At 57.7% G+C, this 22320-nt stretch carries 19 protein-coding genes and 1 tRNA gene; 10 read left to right on the forward strand and 10 right to left on the reverse strand.

The features are described from left to right. On the reverse strand, window positions 1-641 hold a 641-nt coding region (locus ABHR63_RS06430; protein ID WP_346965100.1), incomplete at its 3' end, for a DDE-type integrase/transposase/recombinase. A 266-nt stretch (window positions 642-907) separates the two neighbouring features. Between ABHR63_RS06430 and ABHR63_RS06435 the strand changes: the two genes are divergently transcribed. Then, window positions 908-1321 carry a hypothetical protein gene (locus tag ABHR63_RS06435; protein WP_138112739.1) on the forward strand — a complete coding sequence of 138 codons (414 nt, stop codon included), beginning with the start codon at window positions 908-910 and terminating at the stop codon, window positions 1319-1321. A 669-nt stretch (window positions 1322-1990) separates the two neighbouring features. Next, the gene (locus ABHR63_RS06440; RefSeq protein WP_346965101.1) at window positions 1991-3838 is read left to right on the forward strand and encodes a hypothetical protein; all 1848 of its coding nucleotides are present in this window, start codon (window positions 1991-1993) and stop codon (window positions 3836-3838) included. Between the two features lie 132 nt (window positions 3839-3970). On the opposite strand, the gene ABHR63_RS06445 is transcribed toward ABHR63_RS06440, so the two are convergent. Next, a complete protein-coding gene (locus ABHR63_RS06445) occupies window positions 3971-6442 on the reverse strand; it encodes a glycosyltransferase family 2 protein (protein WP_117747065.1) in 2472 nt (823 codons plus the stop codon). Between the two features lie 156 nt (window positions 6443-6598). On the opposite strand from ABHR63_RS06445, the gene rfbA reads away from it, so the two are divergent. The 5 genes from rfbA (at window position 6599) to ABHR63_RS06470 (ending at window position 11687) form a co-directional block, all read left to right on the forward strand. Next, window positions 6599-7498, forward strand: a complete 900-nt coding sequence (gene rfbA, locus ABHR63_RS06450) for a glucose-1-phosphate thymidylyltransferase RfbA (RefSeq protein WP_346965114.1) — start codon at window positions 6599-6601, stop codon at window positions 7496-7498. 96 nt (window positions 7499-7594) lie between these two features. Beyond that, window positions 7595-8032, forward strand: a complete 438-nt coding sequence (locus ABHR63_RS06455) for a DUF4869 domain-containing protein (RefSeq protein WP_346965102.1) — start codon at window positions 7595-7597, stop codon at window positions 8030-8032. A 9-nt stretch (window positions 8033-8041) separates the two neighbouring features. Next, the gene (locus ABHR63_RS06460; protein ID WP_346965912.1) at window positions 8042-9016 is read left to right on the forward strand and encodes a hypothetical protein; all 975 of its coding nucleotides are present in this window, start codon (window positions 8042-8044) and stop codon (window positions 9014-9016) included. A gap of 75 nt (window positions 9017-9091) precedes the next feature. After that, the gene (rfbB, locus tag ABHR63_RS06465) at window positions 9092-10111 is read left to right on the forward strand and encodes a dTDP-glucose 4,6-dehydratase (RefSeq protein ID WP_346965913.1); all 1020 of its coding nucleotides are present in this window, start codon (window positions 9092-9094) and stop codon (window positions 10109-10111) included. A gap of 121 nt (window positions 10112-10232) precedes the next feature. Further along, window positions 10233-11687 (forward strand): sugar nucleotide-binding protein, encoded by a 1455-nt coding sequence (locus ABHR63_RS06470; RefSeq protein ID WP_346965106.1) that lies wholly within the window; start codon window positions 10233-10235, stop codon window positions 11685-11687. A gap of 102 nt (window positions 11688-11789) precedes the next feature. On the opposite strand, the gene ABHR63_RS06475 is transcribed toward ABHR63_RS06470, so the two are convergent. Then, complete coding sequence (locus ABHR63_RS06475; protein WP_346965107.1) at window positions 11790-12761, reverse strand: glycosyltransferase family 2 protein; 972 nt, start codon at window positions 12759-12761, stop codon at window positions 11790-11792. 160 nt (window positions 12762-12921) lie between these two features. On the opposite strand from ABHR63_RS06475, the gene ABHR63_RS06480 reads away from it, so the two are divergent. The 3 genes from ABHR63_RS06480 to ABHR63_RS06490 all read left to right on the forward strand — a co-directional run bounded on the left by ABHR63_RS06480 (window position 12922) and on the right by ABHR63_RS06490 (window position 14677). Beyond that, window positions 12922-13767 (forward strand): ABC transporter permease, encoded by an 846-nt coding sequence (locus ABHR63_RS06480; protein ID WP_233504732.1) that lies wholly within the window; start codon window positions 12922-12924, stop codon window positions 13765-13767. Window positions 13768-13778: 11 nt separating this feature from the next. After that, window positions 13779-14546 (forward strand): ABC transporter ATP-binding protein, encoded by a 768-nt coding sequence (locus tag ABHR63_RS06485; protein ID WP_006236046.1) that lies wholly within the window; start codon window positions 13779-13781, stop codon window positions 14544-14546. Between the two features lie 54 nt (window positions 14547-14600). Then, window positions 14601-14677, forward strand: a tRNA-Arg gene (locus tag ABHR63_RS06490). Between the two features lie 104 nt (window positions 14678-14781). Here the strand turns inward: ABHR63_RS06490 and aroQ are convergent. The 7 genes from aroQ to ABHR63_RS06525 form a co-directional block, all read right to left on the reverse strand. Further along, window positions 14782-15219 carry a type II 3-dehydroquinate dehydratase gene (gene aroQ, locus ABHR63_RS06495; RefSeq protein WP_195503086.1) on the reverse strand — a complete coding sequence of 146 codons (438 nt, stop codon included), beginning with the start codon at window positions 15217-15219 and terminating at the stop codon, window positions 14782-14784. Window positions 15220-15283: 64 nt separating this feature from the next. Further along, the gene (locus ABHR63_RS06500; protein ID WP_346965108.1) at window positions 15284-16534 is read right to left on the reverse strand and encodes a shikimate kinase; all 1251 of its coding nucleotides are present in this window, start codon (window positions 16532-16534) and stop codon (window positions 15284-15286) included. Then, a complete protein-coding gene (gene pheA / locus ABHR63_RS06505) occupies window positions 16535-17680 on the reverse strand; it encodes a prephenate dehydratase (RefSeq protein WP_346965109.1) in 1146 nt (381 codons plus the stop codon). Between the two features lie 169 nt (window positions 17681-17849). After that, window positions 17850-18947: a chorismate synthase gene (gene aroC / locus ABHR63_RS06510; protein WP_271740143.1), complete on the reverse strand. Its 1098-nt coding sequence runs from the start codon at window positions 18945-18947 to the stop codon at window positions 17850-17852. 1 nt (window position 18948) lies between these two features. After that, complete coding sequence (aroA, locus tag ABHR63_RS06515; protein ID WP_346965110.1) at window positions 18949-20268, reverse strand: 3-phosphoshikimate 1-carboxyvinyltransferase; 1320 nt, start codon at window positions 20266-20268, stop codon at window positions 18949-18951. Continuing rightward, window positions 20262-21368 (reverse strand): 3-dehydroquinate synthase, encoded by a 1107-nt coding sequence (gene aroB, locus ABHR63_RS06520; protein ID WP_225093657.1) that lies wholly within the window; start codon window positions 21366-21368, stop codon window positions 20262-20264. Before aroB ends, aroA begins: the two co-directional genes overlap by 7 nt. Before the next feature lie 36 nt (window positions 21369-21404). Beyond that, a complete protein-coding gene (locus tag ABHR63_RS06525) occupies window positions 21405-22319 on the reverse strand; it encodes a prephenate dehydrogenase (RefSeq protein ID WP_346965111.1) in 915 nt (304 codons plus the stop codon). Window position 22320 lies beyond the last annotated feature (1 nt).

The raw sequence follows: 22320 nt of genomic DNA on the forward strand, positions 1-22320 counted from the left end.
GCGGCCTCCCGGTTGAGGGCGTCAAGGTCGGTAAAGGACCTTCCCGCGAGGAAGTTCCCCTTCACGAAGCGGACGAGCCTCTCCACCTTGCCCTTCGTATATGGGTGGCGCGGCCTGCACAACCTGGTGCGGAAGCCGACGACGCCCATGAACTCGGCGTAGTCGGCCTGCCAGACGGGCCGGCCGTCGGCATCGCGGCGGACGACCACGCTCTTCATGTTGTCGGTGAGCACGGTCGCGGGCACGCCCGGCGCCGAGAACGCGTGCAGCATCCCGATGAGGAGGTTCTCCTGGCGCGCGTTCGGGAAGAACTCGACGTGGGCGCCCCCGCAATGGTGGCAGACCATGGCGAAGCAGGCGATCCGCGCCCGCTCCCCGCCAGGGCGCTCGACCGCGACGAAGCCCCAGTCCATCTGGTAGGCCTCTCCGGGCGCCGTCCTGAAGCGCTGGCCGCGGCAGCCCTGCGGGGCCGCCTGCCGCCTCTTCGCGGGCACGAGGTCCCGGTGCGCGGCGATATAGGTCTTCACCGTGGTGAGGCCGCCGGCGTAGCCCTGGCCGAGCAGCCGCTCGAATATCACCTGCGAGTTGGTGACGCCCTTCCGCAGGAGGTCGTCCACCAGGCCGGTGTGGCCGGCGAGCACGCCCGGCGCGGCCCTCCTCCGCGGCCATCTCCCGGAGCGCCGCGTCTATAATCTCCTGTAGGTCATCGTGTCTCTCGTTCACCTCAATGGTCCTCCTAACGCCGGCGTGTTGGCACCACCAGCGTAGTGGCGGCGGGGAGGCACGGTGGCCATTATTCGGTGACCGGGATTGGTCAAAATAGTTTGACTATTAGCGGCTAAAATCGCCCGGCGCTAACATTAAGGGAGTGTTTCTCCCTATTGGAAAAGTTGCAGTTGGCTGCTTCGTGTCTATCGCCGTTTGGTTTATAGCCGACAGAGCTTCTTTTAGCATTAAAGATGCGGTCAAGAAGCTAATAATTCTTAATAATGAGGTTGTTTTTTACAGTATAACTTTAGGGATTATTTCTATTTTTACGGGCAGTTTGCCCCTTTCGGCCTCTTTCTTTATCAATACGGTCTTTCCAATTGCCACGGGGTATGGATGGTGGTTTAACACTTCTGATGCCGGCCTTATTTTGCTGCTCCCCTATATATTGGAGGGGCTTCGAGCCTGTAGTAGAAGCGAGCACAAATTCCTTTCACTATCATTATCGTTTGCATTTGGATTATTTCGATATTTGCCGTTCGTTTCGTTTCCAGCCGAAGGAATGCTCATCGATCTCATCGTTCTCGCAATTGGTGTCTGTTATTTACGATAACAGTAAATTTTAATACCACTAGCTGGAATAAGTTGGCGCTTGTTGGGACTGCATGTTTTATATCAGGACTTCTCTTGCTGTACCTTCCGTATCATTCGCAAGGAATAATTCACGACTTTGCTGTGAATCTATTTAACGGGTATGTTTATTCATCAGCTAGCATTCTTTCAATGGGTCTCTCGTTTGCAGTATTTCTATCAGTATTTAAATTGTGTATGAAATATTAATTTAATTCTGCCCGTGTCAATTGGCTTGCGGGATCCGCTTTTGCCGTATATCTGATTTCCGACAATTCACTTGCTCAAAGCTGGCTCTGGAAGCGTCTGTTTACCTTTACCAATCTGGGAAATCAACTTGGAATACTGTTAGTGATGGTGATTCCATCGCTGGTGATGGCTTGTTGCCTGACTGTCGATATCGGAAGAAGGACGATTAATTCACACTTATCTTTGACTAAAAAGTCGTTTGTCTAACATTGATCACTCTCGTCTGCTGCTCCATAATTGCCTAATAGATATACAATCCATATGCTGATGAGTGATGTGTCGTTTTATCTGATGCGACATGTTAAACGATTTTTTGGGCATGCTGTTTATTTTGGGAACTGTGGCTCTAGGTCGATTGTGCCTGGATATTCAAAGGTTTATCTGATTACATAGGAAGAGTGAAATGATGAGAAATCGGCATTTGAGTTTATTCAGCGCGATTTGTCTTGTATCAATTTGTTTCACCCCTCTTATATGGCCTACGACCGCATTTTCATTATCTTATGATTATGCAGTTGAAGGCGCTGATGGATCTTTGGTTCAAGCGGGCCTGGAGGCATTTGGGACACTGGGCGGCGACCGCTTGACTTCGGATTCCGTTAATTTAAAAGCGTCTATTGATTTTTCGACATATGAATATACCGGCGCCGCGATTACTCCTGAGGTTTCTGTTTTTGCCGTCGATGGGTCTGTGCTAGTAAACGGTATCAATTACGAAGTCTTGTATTCAAATAATGTTGCCCCTGGCTGTGCCGCTATAAGTGTGAATGGGCTAGGGGATTACTCCGGTATTTCAGCCCAGTTGTCATTTCGAATTGTTCGTTCCTCCGATAATAGCATCGCTCTTCCTGGTTCTTGGGCCTACCAAAATGGTAAATGGTGGTGGAGATATGAGGACGGTGGCTGGCCGTCAAACTGTTTTCTGACTATTGGGGGAGCGGAATATTATTTTGATTCCGAAGGCTACGCAGCTACTGGCTGGAGATATCTGAGTGATGGATGGCACTTATTCTCTGGGTCCTGTGCGCATTTGAAGGGATGGGCTGCCAGCGGTAGTCATTGGTTCTACCTTGACGAAACATCAGGTTTAATGAAGACCGGCTGGGTTTTAGTCAATCATAACTGGTACTATTTGGACCTTTCGGGCGCTATGCAGACTGGCTGGCTGTTCCTTGACAATACTTGGTATTGGCTTGAACCTTCTGGATTAATGGCTACGGGCTTTAAACTTGTTAACGGTGCGTTGTATCATTTTTCTCAATCTGGATCCATGAGCACTGGTTGGTTTGTTGACGATGGGACATGGTATTGTGCCAATGCCACTGGAGCGATTCGCGCTGGATGGTTTTACTATGGCTCTAACTGGTATTGGCTTGATCCTAACAATAATGGTGCCATGCTCCTAGGTTTTCAAACTGTGAATGGCTCTATTTATTATTTGGATCCCGATAGCGGTGGTGCATTAGAGTGCAACGCCTGGATCTTCTCGCAAGATGGAAGCGCATATTATGCGTGCGGCAGTGGAGCAATTGTGTTAACGGGTGTCAAGGACAGCGCGGGCGCGATTAAGCTCAACGACGCCGAAGGAAAGCCCATGGTAGGCTGGTATTGGTCTTCCGCTGCTCAGACGTGGTTTTACACAGATTCAGACGGGGTGCTGCAGCACGGTTGGCAATTAATTGGCGAGAGGTGGTATCACCTCGACAACGAATCTGGCGTTATGAATACAGGCTGGTTCCGCGATGCTGACAGGCTATGGTATTACCTTATGTCGTCAGGTCAAATGGCAACCGGCTGGAACAGTATCGATAATGGCGAGTATTTCTTTAATGCAGCTGGTGCTTGGGTAGAGCCCGAACGTTCTGCCCACACTTCCTCTCAGTCTCAAATTGTTGGCCGCTGCTACAACGTTCCTTCTCCTGGAGTGGGGTTGTGCTCGGAGTGGGTTAGCGAGGTTTTTTATCCCGTGCTAGGGTCTTATCCCAACGGTGACGCATGCGACATGTTTTGGAATTGGTGTCACAGTCGAGATATATCGCAGCTTAAGGTTGGAATGATAGTTGCGGTCCCTACTCATACGCATACAAATGCGGGGGCTCGCTGGGGACACATTGCTATTTACGTCGGTAACGGTATGGTTATGGATAACATCGGCTACATCAGGACGACATCACTGGCCTGGTGGCTGAACTACTACCACACTACCGCTACGCCTCAGTGGGGCTGGGTTTTAAATACGCCTTTGGAATAAGATGCTCTCTGACTGTCGAGTGAAGGACAACTTATCACAATAGGGGAATCGAGGGTTAATCCTCGATTCCCCTATCTAGCCTAGACACATGCTAATTTGCCTAGATTGAATAAGAAAAGAAATGCAAACTTCTTATAAATGATAATAACGATTCGCGGGTTCCCCGACGGTGAAGTTTGGATTCATATAAGGATCGCCTTTGACGTAATACTTAGCCCATCGATAATTCATGTACGCGACCTCTTTGTGGAAGCGAATCTGCTTCTCCGTATTGTTTTCAACGCCTCTAGAAATCGACTCGTAGTGATAGAGCTCGACTTCGGGTGTGTATACAATTAGGTCGTTGATCTCGCGTAGCTTTAAGCAAAAGTCAACGTCATTAAATGCAACTTGAAGCTCTTCCGTGAAACCTCCGACTTTCTCATATTCATCACGCTTGGTCATTATGCAAGCTGCGGTGACGGCGCTGAAGTCTTGTTGTGCATCGTTGAGTGCAAAGTAGCCCCAGTTATCCCTTGGCATGCTTTGGCAAAGATGTCCTGCCACGCCACCAGTGACGCATAAGCCCGCGTGCTGGATGGTGTTGTCGGGATAGTAGAGTTTTGCACCAACTGCGCCAACATCCTCACGTGCGCAGATGCCAAGCATAGTCTCAATCCAATTGGGCGTAATTACCTCAGTATCGTTATTCAACAGCAAGAGATAGTCGCCCTTGGCGTGAGCAACGCCAAAGTTCATGAGCTTGGAGAAATTGAATTCGTGCTTCCAAGTTACAAGACGAACGATGTCAGGATATTTTGCTTGCAACTTATCGTAATAATCGAACGTCTCCTTTTCTGTGCTGTTGTTTTCGATTATGACAAGCTCGAAATTGTCGTACGTTGATTTCTCAACAATTGACTTAATGCAGTTGTCCAGAATGTTGGCGTGGTCTTTAGTTGGAATGATAATTGACACGAGTGGATGGGAATCTGGCACAGCGTAGGTTACTTTATATGTAAAGGGACGACGCGCTTGTTCGACCTTCGCATTGAGCCCAAGCCTGTCCAAATGACTCTGGACCGCTTTGATACCTGCGATAGTGGCATACGGCTTGCTATCGGCATTTGCTGCGGTGGAGGTCTCGCTTAGGCGCCAGTGATATAGAACCTTTGGAACATGATGAACTTTCCTTGCCTTTTCCACGGCGCGGAGAGTCAGATTATGATCCTGCGCTCCATCGAACTCTTTCGTGTTCGGTTCTAGAGTGTCAAGCAGAGACTTACGGATGGTAAGCATATGGCAGATATAGTTATTGTTTCTGAGCAGATCGATATTGAAATCCGGCTTAAAGAACGGCTGCGCTAGCTTTCCATCAGGCATGAGTTTATCTTCATCACAATATAGAAGATCGACGTCATCATTGTTTTCAATTGCCTCGGCATATGAGAACAACAAGTCCGGTTCAAGAATATCGTCATGGTCAAAGAAGCTAACGAAATCACCCGAAGCGATGGCAACGCCGGCGTTTGTATTTTCGGAAATGCCCTTATTCTCGGTAAGGTTAATTGATTTAATTCTGTTGTCGTGGGCCGTCTCCTGCTCAACGTGAACCTTTAGTTCCTGATTGTCAGGACTTGCATTAACTAGGATGAGCTCCCAGTTTGCATAAGACTGGTTTTTTACGGATTCGGTCATATCGTTAAAGAACGAAATGGGTGTGTTGTATAGAGGGACAATAATGCTGAACTTCGGAGCACTGTTGAAGACGATTTTTCTCTGCTTCTCCAGAGCGCCGATGGTTGCCTTATGCTCCGTGAACCATTCGGGGTATTCAGGGTCAAACTGCGCATGGGTAAAGAGAAAGTTGGTCTCCTCAAGAAGCAAGCCTAACTTATCGGGTGTTAAGCAGTCAAATGCACTGAATGATGGGTGATTTTGATCGTCAATAACAAAGTAGTAACGATCGAACGCCTTTGGCATTCGAATTGAGAGCTGCGTTTCAAGCTGCTTTTTCTCAGACGTAAATCCAACGCTTGTTACATTCGAACCGAAATTGACGATGCTCAAATTAACTTCATTAAGGGTTCGATCGAAACAACGAAGTTTGATTTGCGAGTCGCTACGATAAGGAGTTCTCACCGTGCACCTAAGGATATAGTCGCTTGAATCTTCGATGCACTGCCAGAAATCAATCGTTGCCATGTCAAACTCTGAAACGTCATCGTAGTTTCGGAGTTTGCTGCACATGTCAGGTTTAATTTTGTAGTTAAGGCGCGACTCCCATTTGATGTTCTTGCAATTTAGCGAAAGGGAGTCGCTGCTCAGGGTGCGACCGTCTTGGCCGATTTCGCTAAACTCAATTTTGATGGTGCGAGCATCGGGATCGGGGACTACAAGGACGTATGAGTTCGAGTCACAACTATTGTCCCGGAATTTTAGGAGGGATAAAGGTGAGCGGCGGTTATCGTCTGTAGCCGCCTGGGCTGTTACGCTGGAGCCTTTATGGATGCCTTCAATCTTAAGCTGCTGGTAGATTTTCCAGTTTCCTCTGCATACTCCGGTTGTTTCGACTCGCATTGTTTGCCTTTCGTTTGTTGGACACTGCTCATTGTACTTTTTCATTTGTTGCCTCGCTAGAAATGCAGAAAGAGTTGCGTGTTTCTGCTGTCCGATTTAAATAAGAAGACGGGGAGGTTGCTGCCGGTGCGTATAATTTAATTAACTATGCATCTGTAATCAGCGGCTTTTGCTCAACGATTGTCAATCGAGAGGATTTTTATGAAAGGCATCATCCTCGCCGGCGGGTCCGGCACGCGCCTGTACCCGCTCACGCTCGTGACCTCCAAGCAGCTGCTGCCGGTCTACGACAAGCCCATGATCTACTACCCGCTGTCCACCCTCATGCTGGCGGGCATCCGCGACATCCTGGTCATCTCCACGCCGACCGACCTGCCCAACTTCGAGCGCCTGCTCGGGGACGGTTCGCGCTACGGCGTGAACCTCTCCTACGCGGAGCAGCCCTCGCCGGACGGCCTGGCGCAGGCCTTCACCATCGGCGAGGACTTCATCGGCGGAGAGCCGTGCGCCCTGGTGCTGGGCGACAACATCTTCTACGGCAACGGCCTGTCCCGCCACCTGACGCGCGCCGTCCAGAACGCCGAGTCGGGCCGCGCCACGGTCTTCGGCTACCACGTGGACGACCCCGAGCGCTTCGGCGTCGTGGAGTTCGACGGCGAGGGCCGTGCCGTCTCCATCGAGGAGAAGCCCGAGCGCCCCAAGAGCTCCTACGCGGTCACCGGCCTGTACTTCTACCCGGGCGACGTGGCCGCCAAGGCCCATAGGGTCCAGCCCTCCGCGCGCGGCGAGCTCGAGATCACCGACCTCAACCGGATGTACCTGGAGGAGGGGACGCTGTCCGTGGTCACCCTCGGCCGCGGCTACGCGTGGCTGGACACCGGCACCATGGAGAGCCTGCACGAGGCGGCGGAGTTCGTCCGCGCCGTGGAGCACTCCCAGGACCTGCCGGTGTCCGTGCCCGAGGAGATCGCCTGGGAGAACGGCTGGATCACGACCGCGGAGCTGGAGGAGGCCGCGAAGGCCTACGGCAAGTCGGTCTACGGCCGGCACCTGAAGAAGGTCGCCGCCGGCGAGATCGTCAACAGCCCGCGCGAGTACTAGCGCCGTCTTGCTTTCTTTTAGGGGTCACCGTTTATCTGGTGGCCCCTTTCGTTATGATTACTGTTGATCGTAAAGACAATATGATTGGGAGTGGATGTGTTAAGCGTCTACTTTGGCGATATGCCAGAAGCGATTTACAACACAGCGACATATTTCAAAAACTCATACCGGTCTTCTTGGATCACGGACCCCTATGCGGTTTCGATCATTAAAGATGTCGATCGATCGGATGTTGTCTCCGAAAACGTCATTGAAAGCCCCGTGCTTGGGTCCATTTCTCCACTTCAACTTTCTGGTGGCGTGAAAACGTTGCTGCTCATGAGGTTCGATCGAAAGCATATTTTTAACGCTTCGACCTGTGGCGATAACTGTGCCAAGTGGATTCTCGACATGGCGAAAGACCGCAAGCTCGTTATCAACCTCTATCACGTGATGGACTTTGGTCGCGAGGATTTTAAAATCAAAGTCGTGAACAGCGGCCGCATTGCCCATAACATGGCCGAGCTGATTCATGAGTCGATTCCGTATCTGTAGGTGCTGCTTATGAACGGTTCGCATCTCGTTAAGATTTCCCGCCGCAGGGGAACTAAGTATACATTCACTATAAAACGGAATATCTCTATCGTGCGCGGTGATAGTGGCACGGGCAAGACGACGCTGTTTGACATGGTCGCTGACTACATGCGCATGGGCGAGCAGTCTGGCGTTTCCCTGCAATGCGATTGTCCCTGCGTTGCCCTGACCGATTATGACTGGAGAAACCAGCTTTCATCCGTTCATAATTCGATCGTATTCGTCGATGAGGGATTAAAAGAGATCCATTCCGATGAATTCGCTCATCATGTGTTGTATTCCTCGAACTACTTCGTGCTGATCTCAAGGGCAGATTTCCCCAATCTTCCCTATAGTGTGGATGAGATTTACAAGATTAAGACGAGCGGAAAATACCATTCATTCGTCCCTGTTTATCAAGATCGAGGGAATCATCGTTATGCTATTTCCCGGTCGGCGCCAAAACAGGACTTTTCTATCCTTCTATGCGAGGACAGTAAGTCTGGTTTCCAGTTCTTTGAACGGCATTTCGCTGACAGTGAGCTTGCCTGCGCTTCGGCTATGACGAACAGCGCGATTTTGGGCTGGTTGGATCAGCATCTCGACGATCGCGTGTTTGTTGTTGCGGACGGAGCAGCATTTGGGTGCTATGCGGACCGTGTCCTTAAGCTCCAGGACATTTGCCGCGATGCAGTAACGGTTTGTCTTCCCGAGTCGTTCGAGTGGCTTCTGCTGAGCTCCGACGTAATTTCTGGGCTTGATGCTAAGACGGTGCTGGAAGCCCCGGAAGCGTTTGCAGACAGTGAGAAGTTTAAAAGCTGGGAGGACTTCTTCTATAAGTACTTACGCGAAGAAACTGCGGGTTCGGTTTTTCAGTACGACAAAGATTGCATTCCGGAGGCGTTTTGTACGGGAAGTAATTCTGCGAAGGTCATGGCTCTTATCGCATGCCGAAATGTCCGATAGTTTTGTTGAATAGTGCCGCGGCATCACTTCCTGCGGCATACTAAAGAAGCTGTACGTGCTTCAGATTGGATTTTCATGTCTGAGATTTTTGAACCCAAGAATATCATCGTCACGGGCGGCTGCGGCTTCATCGGCAGCAACTTCGTGCACTACGTGGTGGACAACCACCCGGACGTCCACGTCACCGTCCTGGACAAGCTGACCTACGCCGGCAACCCCGAGAACATCGCCGGGCTGCCCTCGGACCGCGTGGAGCTCGTCGTGGGCGACATCTGCGACGCGGAGCTGCTGGACAGGATCGTCCCGGGCCACGACGCCATCGTGCACTACGCCGCAGAGAGCCACAACGACAACTCCATCGCCGACCCGGAGCCGTTCCTGCGCACCAACGTCGAGGGCACCTTCCGCCTGCTGGAGGCCGTCCGCAAGCACGGCATCCGCTACCACCACGTCTCCACCGACGAGGTCTACGGCGACCTGGCGCTCGACGACCCGGCGAAGTTCACCGAGGAGACGCCGTACCATCCCTCCTCGCCGTACTCGAGCACCAAGGCCAGCTCCGACATGCTGGTCCGCGCCTGGACGCGCACCTACGGCCTGCGCACCACGATCTCCAACTGCTCCAACAACTACGGCCCCTACCAGCACGTGGAGAAGTTCATCCCGCGCCAGATCACCAACATAATCGACGGCGTGCGCCCCAAGCTCTACGGCCGCGGCGAGAACGTCCGCGACTGGATTCACACCGAGGACCACTCCTCGGCCGTCTGGGACATCCTCACCAAGGGCCGCATGGGGGAGACCTACCTCATCGGAGCCGACGGCGAGAGGAACAACATCACCGTGCTCCGCATGATCCTCAAGGCGATGGGAAAGGACCCCGAGGACTTCGACTGGGTCGCCGACCGCCCCGGCCACGACCGCCGCTACGCCATCGACAGCACGAAGCTCCAGCGCGAGCTCGGCTGGAGGCCGGCCCACACCGACTTCGCCGAGGGGCTCAAGGCCACCATCGACTGGTACGTCGAGAACGAGGCCTGGTGGCGCCCGGCCAAGGAGGCCACCGAGGCCAGGTACAGGGCGCAGGGGCAGTAGGCCGCGCCCGGCGAACCACGCCGCGGGGCGCCCGCGCGGGGCCGCAGGGCATGGGGATGACCCTGCGTCCCCGCGCGGGCGCCCCCGGTTACCCAACCTCTTCGATAGGAGCTTTTCCCACATGGCAGACATCGCATTCGAGAAGGACCTCTCCGTCACCGAGACCGGCATCGAGGGCCTGAGGGTCGTCGACCTGGCCGTCCACGGCGACTCGCGCGGCTGGTTCAAGGAGAACTGGCAGCGCGCCAAGATGACCGCTCTGGGCATCCCGGACCTCAAGGTCGTCCAGAACAACATCTCCTACAACGACAGGAAGGGCGTCACCCGCGGCATCCACGCCGAGCCCTGGGACAAGTTCATCTCCGTGGCCCGCGGCAGCGTCTTCGGCGCCTGGGTGGACCTGCGCGAGGGCAGCGAGACCTTCGGCAAGGTGTTCACCTGCACGCTCGACCCGTCCAGGGCCATCTACGTCCCGCGCGGCGTGGGCAACTCCTTCCAGGCCCTGGAGGACGGCACCGCCTACACCTACCTGGTGGACGCCCACTGGTCGCTCGAGCTCAAGAGGACCTACACCTTCGTGAACCTCGCCGACCCCGAGCTCGCCATCGAGTGGCCGATCCCCCTCGACGAGGCCACCGTATCCGAGGCCGACCTCAACCACCCGATGCTGAAGGACGTCGTCCCCATGGCGCCCAGGCGCACCCTCGTCACCGGCTGCGACGGCCAGCTGGGCCGCGCGGTCCGCGCGCTGGCGGAGGAGCGCGGCGTCGCCAAGGACTTCGACTTCTGCGACATCGACACCTTCGACATGTCCGACCCGGAGGCCTACTCCAAATACGACTGGTCGCTCTACGGCACCGTGATCAACTGCGGCGCCTACACCGCCGTGGACAGGGCGGAGACCCCCGAGGGCCGTGTCATCGCCTGGAAGGCCAACGCGACCGGCCCCGCCCTCCTCGCCCGCACCTGCGCCGGGCACGGGATCACGCTCGTGCACGTGTCCAGCGACTACGTCTTCGACGGCACCGCCGAGGTCCATACCGAGGACGAGCCCCTCAGCCCGCTTTCCGTCTACGGCCAGACCAAGGCGGCCGGCGACATCGCCGTGGCCGGCTGCCCGCGCCACTACATCATGCGCAGCTCCTGGGTCATCGGCGAGGGACACAACTTCGTGAAGACGATGAAGGCGCTCTCCGACCGCGTCGCCGACCCGGAGGACGGGCTCACGCAGGTCACGGTCGTGGACGACCAGCTGGGCCGCCTGACCTTCACGCGCGACATGGCCGAGGCCATCTTCCACGTGCTGGGGACGCACGCCCCCTACGGCACCTACGACTGCACGGGCTCCGGCGCCGTCAAGTCCTGGGCCGACATCGCCCGCGCCGTCTTCGAGGCGGCCAACGGCAACGGCGAGAAGGTCTTGCCGGTTTCGACCGCCGACTACTACGCGAACGCCGCGGGCCCCATCGCCCCGCGCCCGGTCCACTCCGCTCTCGACCTGTCCAGGCTCGAGTCGGTCGGCTTCCACATGCCCGACTGGGAGGAAGAGCTGGGGGAGTACCTCAAGACGCTCTAGCCGCTATTAACTTTTCGAGAGTAAAAGCCGCCGTTCTTTAACGGCGGCTTTTCTTGTTGGTGGCTATCTGCGCAGTGGTGCCAATAGTATTTTGCGGAAGATCTACCTCTCGCTTGGCTTGGAAGTAGGGTGGCCGGGCTGGTCATCGTAGGCGTATTTGCTGTACACGTTGACCTCCCACTGCTTTTTCTCAACCTTTGCCACAGAATCCAGGATGAATCCGGTCGCAAGGCTCAGTCCGCACAGGAACATAAACGAGGCGGCGAGCATGGCGGTGGGGAAGCGCGGGACCAGGCCGGTCTGAAAGTACTCAACAAAGATAGGAATGCCCAAAGCCAGGCCGATAATCGCGAATAAAAGCGCAACCAGACTGAAGAACTTCAGCGGGCGGTAGTCCTTGAACAGCGTGCCGATCATCGCGACGACTTTAATGCCGTCGCTCACGGTATTGAGCTTGGACTCGGAGCCTTCCGGACGGTCGCGGTACTCGATGGGCACATCTTTGATACGCCAGCGGTGGTCGACGGCGTGGATCGAGAGCTCGGTTTCGATCTGGAAGCCCTCGGAAAGCACAGGGAAGGTTTTAACGAACGGGCGGCTCATGGCGCGGTAGCCTGTCATGACGTCATCGAAGCTGTAGCCATAGATCCACTTGATCATGGCGCGGACCAGATTATTGCCAAAGCCGTGGAAGGCACGCTTGTTCTCCTCGGCGTAGGTGCCGTTGGAAAGGCGGTCGCCTACGGTCATATCGGCCGTGCCGTTGAGGATAGGCTCGCAGAGGGCTTTGGCCGCCTCGGCGGGGTAGGTGTCGTCTCCGTCGACCATCAGATAACAATTGGCGTCGATATCGCGAAACATCTGGCGGCAGACGTTGCCCTTTCCCTGGCGGGGCTCAAAACGCACCGTGGCTCCGTGTTCGGTGGCGATGCGTGAAGTATCGTCCGACGAGTTGTTGTCATAGACATAGACCGTCGCCTGCGGAAGCTCGCGGTGAAAGTCGTCGATGACTTTGCCGATCGTGAGCGCTTCGTTGTAGCAGGGGATGATCACGGCGATGGATTCAGAATTCACTCAATGCTCCTTAAACATTCAATCCTTGAAAGTATAGCCGTTTGGGCTTGGCATCCTAAGATGTGGGTTAGTTCTCCAGTTTTGTTGCGCGAATCGTTTGCATGACCGTCGGGTCTATACTGTTCGTTTGTCAACGATTACGAGTAAAGGAGTTGCATCCGTGTCGGATCAGACAAAGCAACAAGAAACTCGCAGTCTGCCTGCGACGTTTGCTAAGAACGAATTTGAGAAGGACGCGTTTATCCTTCGTCAGCTGGTTACCAAGGATTTTAAGATCAAGTATCGCCGCAGCGTGTTGGGTGTTGCGTGGTCGGTGCTCAACCCGCTGCTGATGATGATTGTCATGGCCATCGTGTTCTCGACGATTTTTGCCCAGGGCCGCAATGGCTCGATTACGCCCGAGATGTACCCGTTGTACTTGATCGTGGGTAACGTCACCTTTGCCGTTATGTCTGAGTCTACGAATCAGGCGCTGACGTCGATCGTGGGTGCGGCTCCGCTGCTCAAGAAGGTTAAAGTGCACCGCTGGGTCTTCCCAGTACAGAAGGTACTCTTCTCGCTGGTGAACTTTGCCTTCTCTCTGGTCGCCGTTGCCATTGTTATGCTGTGGTTCCACGTTATGCCATCTTGGCATCTCATTCTGCTGCCCGTTTGCCTACTTTTGCTCATGTGCTTCTGCATGGGCCTGGGCATGATGCTATCCGCCCTCACGGTTTTCTTCCGCGACGTTATGCATCTGTGGAGCGTCGTCATCACGGCATGGACTTACATTACGCCCATCTTCTGGACGACCGACTTCATTGCGCAAATGCCGCATCTCGTGCGCATTCTGGTCTATGCGAACCCCATGTACAACTACCTGCAGTTTATGCGTGATATCTTCCTGTTCCAGACCACGCCCTCGCTTATGACGTTTGGTATGTGCGTCGCTTGGGCGGTCCTTGCGCTTGTTATTGGCTACACCGTGTTCCATAAGTCCGAGCGCAAGTTCATCCTCTACATCTAAGGAGTGCTGTGATGACTGAATCTGTTGTTGATTACAGCGAACAGCCTCTGGCTGTCGAGGTCGACGACGTCACCATGATCTTTAACATGGCGTCCGAGTCGCTGACCAACCTCAAGGAGTACTTCATCAAGCTTGCCAAGCACGAGTTGTTCTTTGAGGAGTTTAGGGCGCTCAAGCATATCTCGTTTGATATTCATCGTGGCGAGGTCGTGGGCCTGGTGGGCACCAATGGCTCCGGTAAGTCCACGATGCTCAAGATCATCGCCGGTGTGCTTGAGCCAAGCGAGGGCAGTGTTAAGGTGCACGGTAACATCGCGCCGCTGATTGAGCTTGGTGCTGGCTTTGACCCCGAGCTGACCGCCCGCGAGAACATCTATCTGAACGGCGCCCTGCTCGGCTATACCAAGGAGTTCATCGACGCAAACTTTGACGGCATTATCGAATTCGCAGAGCTGCAGAACTTTGTCGATATGCCGCTTAAGAACTTCTCCTCGGGCATGGTGGCGCGTATCGCCTTTGCAATCGCGACGATTACCGAGCCCGATATTCTGATCGTTGACGAGACGCTGTCCGTCGGTGATGTGTTCTTCCAGCAGAAGTGTGAGGCTCGCATTCAGCACTTTATCCAGAGCGGTGACGTGACGGTTCTGTTCGTTTCGCACTCCATGGAGCAGGTTGAGCGCATCTGCCAGCGTGCCGTTTGGATTGAGAAGGGTGACCTTCGCATGGACGGCCCGGTCGATGAGGTCTGCAAGGCGTATCGCGAGCAGTTCAACTAGGTTATAATTACTTGCGCCCGACAGGCTTGCGCTTGCTTGGGCGTGTGGTTATTTGCTCCATTAGCTCAGTTGGATAGAGCAGGGGACTTCTAATCCCAAGGTCGACGGTTCGAATCCGCCATGGAGCACCATCGTTTATTAAGCCCGGACCGCTTGGTGGTCTGGGCTTTTTTCATCTTGTATGCTGCTGAAGCCGAGCGCGAACAAGCCGCTGCTGTTTGTTGGGGTTGGCATTTTACTTTTCCAGATGCTCTTTCAGCAGCTCCAGCGCGTGGGCGTAGCCCTGGAGGCCTTCGCCGGTGATGGTGGCGAAGCAGGCTAGGCGTGCATAGCTCACCTGGCGGAAGTCCTCGCGCGTCTCTACGGCGCTGATGTGCACCTCGACGGCAGGGATGGCGACGGCCTTGAGGGCGTCAAGGATTGCCACGCTGGTGTGCGTGTAGGCTGCCGGGTTGATGACGATGCCGTCGACCTTGCCGTAAGCCTCCTGGATCTTGTCGACGATGCTGCCCTCGTGGTTGGACTGGAAGACCTCGACCTCGCTGAAGCCCTGTGCGGTTCCCGCTTCCTGGCAGATCTGCACTAAGCGGTCGTAGTTGTCGCTACCATAGATGCCCGGCTCGCGAATGCCGAGCATGTTGAGGTTGGGGCCGTTGATGACGAGTGCTTTCATGGTTGCTTCCTTTGCGGTTGGAAAGCCACCACAAAGGTGTCTGTCCCCTTTGTGGTGGCTTAGGTTAGAGAGCGGGTGGGAGGGTCTCGAGGAGGGCTTGGGCGGTGTTGGCAGCGCAGTCGCGTGAGTCGATGATGTAGTCGGCCCAGGCGCGGTAGCGCGGCATGCGCTGTTCAGCCAGCTTATCGATGCCGTCGCGCGCGGTGATGGGGCGGCCCTTGTGGGCGAGCTCGTCGAGCTTGCGGTTGAGCATCACGATCTGGCTATTCTGGTACAGCAGCGGGTAGTTCTCGTCGCGTGTGACCACGCCGCCGCCGGTGGAGAGCACCAGGCCGCTGCGCTTGGAAATGTCGGCCAGCTCCGCTGTCTCTTGCTCGCGGAAGGCGGCCTCGCCGCGCTCGACGATAAAGTCGGCACAGGGCATGCCCAGGCGCTCCTCGAGGGCGCGGTCCAGATCGATGTGCTCGCGACCCGTCAGCATTGCGATCTGCTCACCCACGCGGGTCTTGCCCGAACCCGGCATGCCGATCAGCGCTATGTTCTGTTCGCGGCGCGACAGGCGCTCCGTTACGTCCAGGATGCGCTCGCGCGGGGTGACCTGGCCGGTATAGCGCTCGACGGCTTGCGCTGCCTGGGCCACGAGCATGAGCAGGCCGCCGATGCAGGGGATGCCGCGGCGCTCGGCCTCGAGCATGAGTCCCGTGCGGGCGGGGTTGTAGACAATGTCGATAACGCCTTCGAGCGCATCGAGCCCTTCGAGTGTGCAGGGCGCGTCGGGGCAGTGGGGGAACATGCCGGCAGGCGTGCAGTTGACGAGCAGGGCGGCGTCGGACTGCTGCGCGATGTTGCCGTAGTTGACCTCGCTCGTGCGACCCACGGGTACGACGATGGCGCCCAGGTCTCCCAGCACCATACTTGCCGTGGTGCCGGCACCACCGGTGGCACCGAGGACGAGGACCTTCTTGCCGGCAACCTCTACGCCCAATTCCTCGACTAGGCACTGAAAACCGAAATAGTCAGTGTTGTCACCGCGCAGGCGGCCGTCGGGCAGGCGTGTGATGGTGTTAACGTTGCCCATGCGCTCGGCCAGCGGGCTCAGCTCGTCCAGGTACTCCATGACGGCGCGCTTGTAGGGGATGGTCACGTTGGTGCCCTCCCACTCGTCGCCCCTCATAAAGGTCGCGAGGTCCTCGGGCTCGCGCTCAAAACGCACGTACTCAAGCCCCGCCAGCTCCTTGTAGATGGTCGGGGTGTAGCTGTGGCCCAGCACGCGGCCCAGCACGCCATAGGGACGGGTTGCGGCGGTATCGGTCATCTAGAGCACCTCCGTGTAGCTGCCAAAGTAGGTAAAGCTCTCGCACACGTCGTCGATGGAATCGAGCAGGTCGTCGAGTGCCTTGCTGCCAAAGGGGCAGTCCAGGTCAAAGTAGAACATAAACTCAAAGTCGTGCCCGGGGATGGGACGGCTCTCGAGTTTGATGAGGTTGATGTTGAGCGCGTAGAAGCGCTCGAGCACGCGGTAGAGGGCGCCCGGCTCGTTGGCCGTGGTGATCATGAGCGAGGTGCGGTTGGCGCCGGGGTAGACGCGCGGCTCGCGGCTGATGACGACAAAGCGCGTGTAGTTGTTGTCCGAGTCCTGGATGTTGGATTCCAACACCTCCATACCATACAGCGCGGCACAGCTGCGCGAGGCGATAGCGGCGACATCGGTACGCTCGGAGCTGGCGACCATCTCGGCCGACATGGCCGTGTTAGGGTACTTGGTGGCGTGCAGGTCGTGGGACTCGATAAAGCTAGCGCACTGCGCGATGGCCTGACCGTGGCTGTAGACCTCGCGTATGTCCGCGAGCTTGGTGCCGGGCTTGACGAGCAAGTTGTGGTCGATCTTGAGGCGAAGCGAGCGCACGATGTGGAAGTCGAACTGGGCGAGCAGGTCGTAGACGGCGTTGACCGAGCCGGCGGTGGAGTTCTCGATGGGCAGCACGCCAAACTCGCAGAACCCGTCGCGTACGGCGCGCATGACGCCCTCGAAGGTCTCGAAGAACGCAATATCCGGCACGTCGAAGAGCTTGCACGCGGCTATCTGACTATAGGCACCTTCCACGCCCTGGCAGGCAACGGTGGCCGTTTGAGGGAAGGGCGTGTCGGAGGCTGCAGCCGTGGCGTGTGCCTTTTGCGAGACGGTGATGCCCTTGAGCTCGTTGATGTAGCGCTGCTGCTCGGCCTTGCTCATGCTCATGAGGAGGCGGAACAGGGTGATGGTCTGCGCCTCGTAGCGCTCGGGCGCGCGGCTGGCGAGATTGTTGAGCTTGGAGCGCTCACGGGCGGGGTCGAAGACGGCCTTGCCCATCTCGATTTTTGACTTGGCGACCTCGGTGGCAATGTCCATACGCTCGACAAAGCTGTTGAGGAGCGTGGTGTCGATGCCATCGATGGCTTGGCGAATATCGGCAAGGTCCATAGGGACCCCTTTCGTGAATGGTTGCCTGGGGTAGTTAATTTGGGACGGGGCTTTTTTAGCTACCCTTTGACTGTCGGCGAATCGATGGGTGCCGGGGCAAATATGAACCGGTATATGGGGGTAGCTAAAATAGCCCCGTCCCAAATTAACTACCCTTGGGGTGGGTGGACTAAAGCTGGGCGGCGTCCTCGAGGAGAGCGTCCCAGATGGCGAGGGCGGCGGCTGCTTCGGCTACGGGGACGGCTCGGGGGACGATGCAGGGATCGTGGCGGCCGTGGACCGAGAGCTCGGCATTTTCCATAGCGTCCATGTCTACGGTCTGCTGCTCGCGGCCAATGGAGGGCGTCGGCTTTACGGCCATACGCCACATGACGGGCGCGCCGGTCGAAATACCGCCCAGGGCGCCGCCGGCGTTGTTGGATTCGACCTCGATCTTTCCGGTCTCGGCATCGATGCGATACGGATCGTTGTTCTCGCTGCCGCGCATGGCGGCCACGGCAAAGCCCATGCCAAACTCCACGCCCTTTACGGCGGGAATCCCGAACGCGATTTGAGCGATGCGGTTCTCGATGCCGTCAAACATGGGGTCGCCGATGCCCGCGGGAAGCCCGTAAATGCCGCACTCCACGATGCCGCCGATGCTGTCGAGTTCGTCGCGCGCGGCTAGGATCTCCTCGCGCATGCGGCCGGCTGCGGCGGCGTCAATGCACGGCAGATCGTTCGTAAGGATCGCCTTGCGGTCGGCCTCGCGATAGACCATATCGTCCATCGGCAGGTCGGAGATGCCGCCGATCTGCGCGACGTGCGCCATGACCTGAATGCCGCGGGCCTCGAGTGCCTGCAGCGCAATGCCGCCGGCGATGCATAAGGGTGCCGTTAGGCGGCCGGAAAAATGCCCACCACCAGCGACATCGTGCATGTTGTGATACTTTACGCGCGCAGGGAAGTCCGCATGTCCGGGACGGGGCTTGCGGCGCAGCTCGGAGTAATCCTTGGAGCGCGTGTTGGTGTTCTCGATAATCGCGGCGATGGGCGCGCCGGTGGTATGTCCATCGACAACACCGGCGATGATGTGGGCGGCGTCGGCCTCGCGGCGTTTGGTCGCGGTCTCGTCGCGACCGGGGGCGCGACGGTCGAGGAAGGCCTGCAGCTGCTCCTGGTCAACAGCGATGCCCGCCGGGATGCCATCGAGTGAGCAGCCGATGGCGGGGGAGTGCGACTGGCCGAAAATGCTCAGATGCAAGACGTTGCCAAAGGTCGAGGACATGCTATTCCTCCTCGAGTGTGACCTTGCCGCCCAGCAGACGGTAGTGGTCGAAGAAATCGGGATAGGACTTGTTGACGGCCTCGGCGCCGTGGATCACGACCTCGCCGGTGGCACGGCTCGCGGCGATGGCGGCCATCATGGCGATGCGGTGGTCGTTGTGCGAATCGACCTCGCCGCCGGTAAAGGCATCGACACCCTTGATGATGAGGTCGTCACCGGCAATGCGCACCTGCGCGCCCAACGCGGTGAGCTCGCGGGTGGTGGTGGCCAGACGGTCGGATTCCTTGATGCGCAGACGGGCGCAATCGCGGATAAAGGTGCGGCCCTGTGCCAGTGAGGCCACGGCCGAGATAACGGGCACGAGGTCGGGAATGTCGTGGGCGCTCATCTCAAAGCCGGCGAGTTTGTCAGACTGCACGGTGGCGGCGTTGGTGGAGCGCACGATGCGGGCGCCAAAGCGCGAAAGCGCGGCAAGTACGTTGCGGTCGCCCTGGGCCGAGCTAAGCGACACACCCTCGACGGTGATGGGGTCGGAGCCGATGGCGCCGGCGCACAGCCAAAAGGCAGCGTTGGACCAGTCACCCTCGACGGCCACGCTGCCGGGCGTGCGATACGAGCCACTGCTCACGCGGAAGTTCGTGACCTCGGGCTGGCCGTCCCGGGCGGGAATACGCTCGACGTTGACCTCGACGCCGAAGGCCTTCATGGCCTGGATCGTCAGGTTGATGTAGGGGCGACTCTCAATGAGGCCGGTCACCTGCACGCAGGAGGGCTGGGCGAGCAGCGGGGCTGCCAGCAGCAGGCCGGAGATATACTGCGAGCTTACGTTGCCCGGCAGCACAAAGGTGCCCGGGCGCATGCGTCCACTCGTCTTGAGCGGAAAACCGCCCAGACCCTGTAGGTCGCAGCCGGCGGCGATAATCTCGTCCGAGAGCGGGGACAGCGGGCGGGCGCCAAGGCGGCCCTGGCCCACGAAGGTGGCATCCGCACCCAGCGCGCAGGCGACGGGCAACATAAAGCGGAGCGTGGAGCCGCTTTCGCCGCAGTCGAGCGTGCCGCCGGCAAGGGCCTTGAGCAGGCCAAACTCAACACTCTTCATAGTGGGATGGACCTGGAAGCCATCCTCGACGGTCTCGATGCGAGCGCCCAGTGCCGTAAGGCAACGCACCGTAGCCTCGATGTCGGCGCAGGTGGTGTTGCAGGTAACGTGCGTCTCGCCGTTGGCAAGCGCAGCGCAGATGATGAGGCGATGCGCCATCGACTTGGACGCGATGGCGGGAACGGTGCCCTTAAGCGGGGACGGGGTGATGCGGGCTAGCATGCGAATGCGTCTCCCTTCTGGCCGAGGCCCTCGGCAATGAGTTCGTGGAAAGTGGAAAGCGGCGTGCGGTCGATGCTGCAGCGGCCGATGCCGTGCGGAATCACCAGGTCGATGGTGTCGCCCGCGCGCTTCTTGTCGTGGAGCGCCTCGGCAAAAACGGCATCGGCATCTAGGTCGCAGCGGGTCTTGAGGCCATGGCGGGCGCAGAGCTCCTCGATACGACCGGGCAGTGCAGCATCGCAAATGCCGTGCAGAGCCGCGGCGCGCGTGATGATGCCCATGCCGATCGACACACAGTTGCCGTGTCCGAGCTCAAAGTGCTCGCAGGCCTCGACGGCGTGTCCGGCGCTGTGTCCAAAGTTGAGGAGCTTGCGCTGGTTGATCTCGCGCTCGTCGGCAACGACCACGGCGCGCTTGATGTCGATATTGCGGGCGATGATGAGCGCTACGCGCGCCACATCGCGGTTGAGCAGCTCCAGCGTGAGCGGGGTCTTCTCCAGCTCGGCGAAAAGCTCCGGGTCGGCGATCACGGCGTGCTTGACGACCTCGCCGCAGCCGTCGGCGAACTGCTCGGGCGTGAGGGTGGCCAGGCACCCCACGTCGGCGATAACCACGCTCGGCTGCCAAAAGGCGCCGGCCAAGTTCTTGCCGGCAGCCAGGTCGATGGCGGTCTTGCCACCCACCGACGAATCCACCATGGCGAGCAGGCTCGTCGGGATCTGCACAAACTTGCAGCCGCGCATGTAGGTGGCGGCCACAAAGCCCGCCACGTCGCCCACGACGCCGCCACCGAGTGCCACGATCACGTCGGAGCGCGAAAGCTCGTGCTCTGCCACAAACTCCATAATGGCAACATAGGTTTCGGCGCGCTTATGGGCCTCTCCGGCCTCGAAGGTGCAGATGCTCACCTCGTAGCCTGACGCCTCCAGGCTCTGCTTAACGGGCATCTGGTAGAGCGGGCCCACGTTGGTGTCCGTCACGATGACGGCCTTGGTACCGCCGGCAGTGGCGCGCACGAGTGGTCCCGCCTGCTCCAGCAAAAACGTGCCAACATGCACCTGGTAGGGGCGTGCAGTGTCGATATCGATGGTAATCGCCATAAGCTTCGGTCCTTTCGACCTGGCGTGATAGGTGGTCTAGTGGGAGGTCTCGTCGTCGAGCGCGCGCTTAATGCGGTCGCCCTCGGCAAGGAGATTCTCCAGATAGCGCTGGTCGCGGTCCTTGAGCGCACGGCTGTAGGCGCCGAGCGATTCGATCAGATGGTCGATCTCGTAGGCGAGCGCGTCGGCGTCGTCGATCATGAGCTCGGACCACATTTGCGGGTTGAGGTGCGCCACGCGGGTGAGATCGCGGTAGCTACCGGCCGAAAAGCCGTGGTGGACCTGGGCGGTGGGGCTTTTGACGTAGGCGTTGGACACCACGTGCGCAAGCTGGCTCGTGAAGGCGATGACGCGGTCGTGCTCGGCGGCGCTGGTCACGCTGAACTTGCCAAAGCCCAAGGGGCGCACCATCTCGCGCACCTGGCCCAAAAGCTCCAGTTTGAGCGCATCGTCCACCGCGGGCGGCACGAGCACGAGTGGCGCGCCCTGGAACAGGTCGGCGCGGGAGTGTGCGTAGCCCGAGTACTGCGTGCCCGCCATGGGGTGTGCGCCCACAAAGTAAAAGCCGTGCTCACGGGCAAGCTCAAAGGCACGTTCGCACACGATGCCCTTGACGCCCACGGTGTCGATCACCACGGGACCCATGATGGCCTCGGTGTCGGTGGCGTCGGCGAGGGCCTGGGCATGCGCCTCGAGCCACTCGATGCAGGCCTCGGGGTAGCAAGCCAGGACGATGATGTCGCATTCGTCGAGTGTCTCGTCGTTGAGCTCTCCGGCGACAGTGCCCATGCTGGCGGCCGTCATGACATCGTCATCGGGGTCCCAGGCCAGCACGCGGACGCCCGCCTGGGCATAGCCGCGGGCAAAGCTACCGCCGATGAGGCCAAGGCCGACGATACCGGCGCACTTGGGGCCGCCCTGGTTAACGCGCGCGTTTCTCACCGTACCCATG

The sequence above is a fragment of the Collinsella aerofaciens genome (genome assembly GCF_039752775.1).
GTDB classification, from domain to species: Bacteria; Actinomycetota; Coriobacteriia; order Coriobacteriales; family Coriobacteriaceae; genus Collinsella; species Collinsella aerofaciens_R.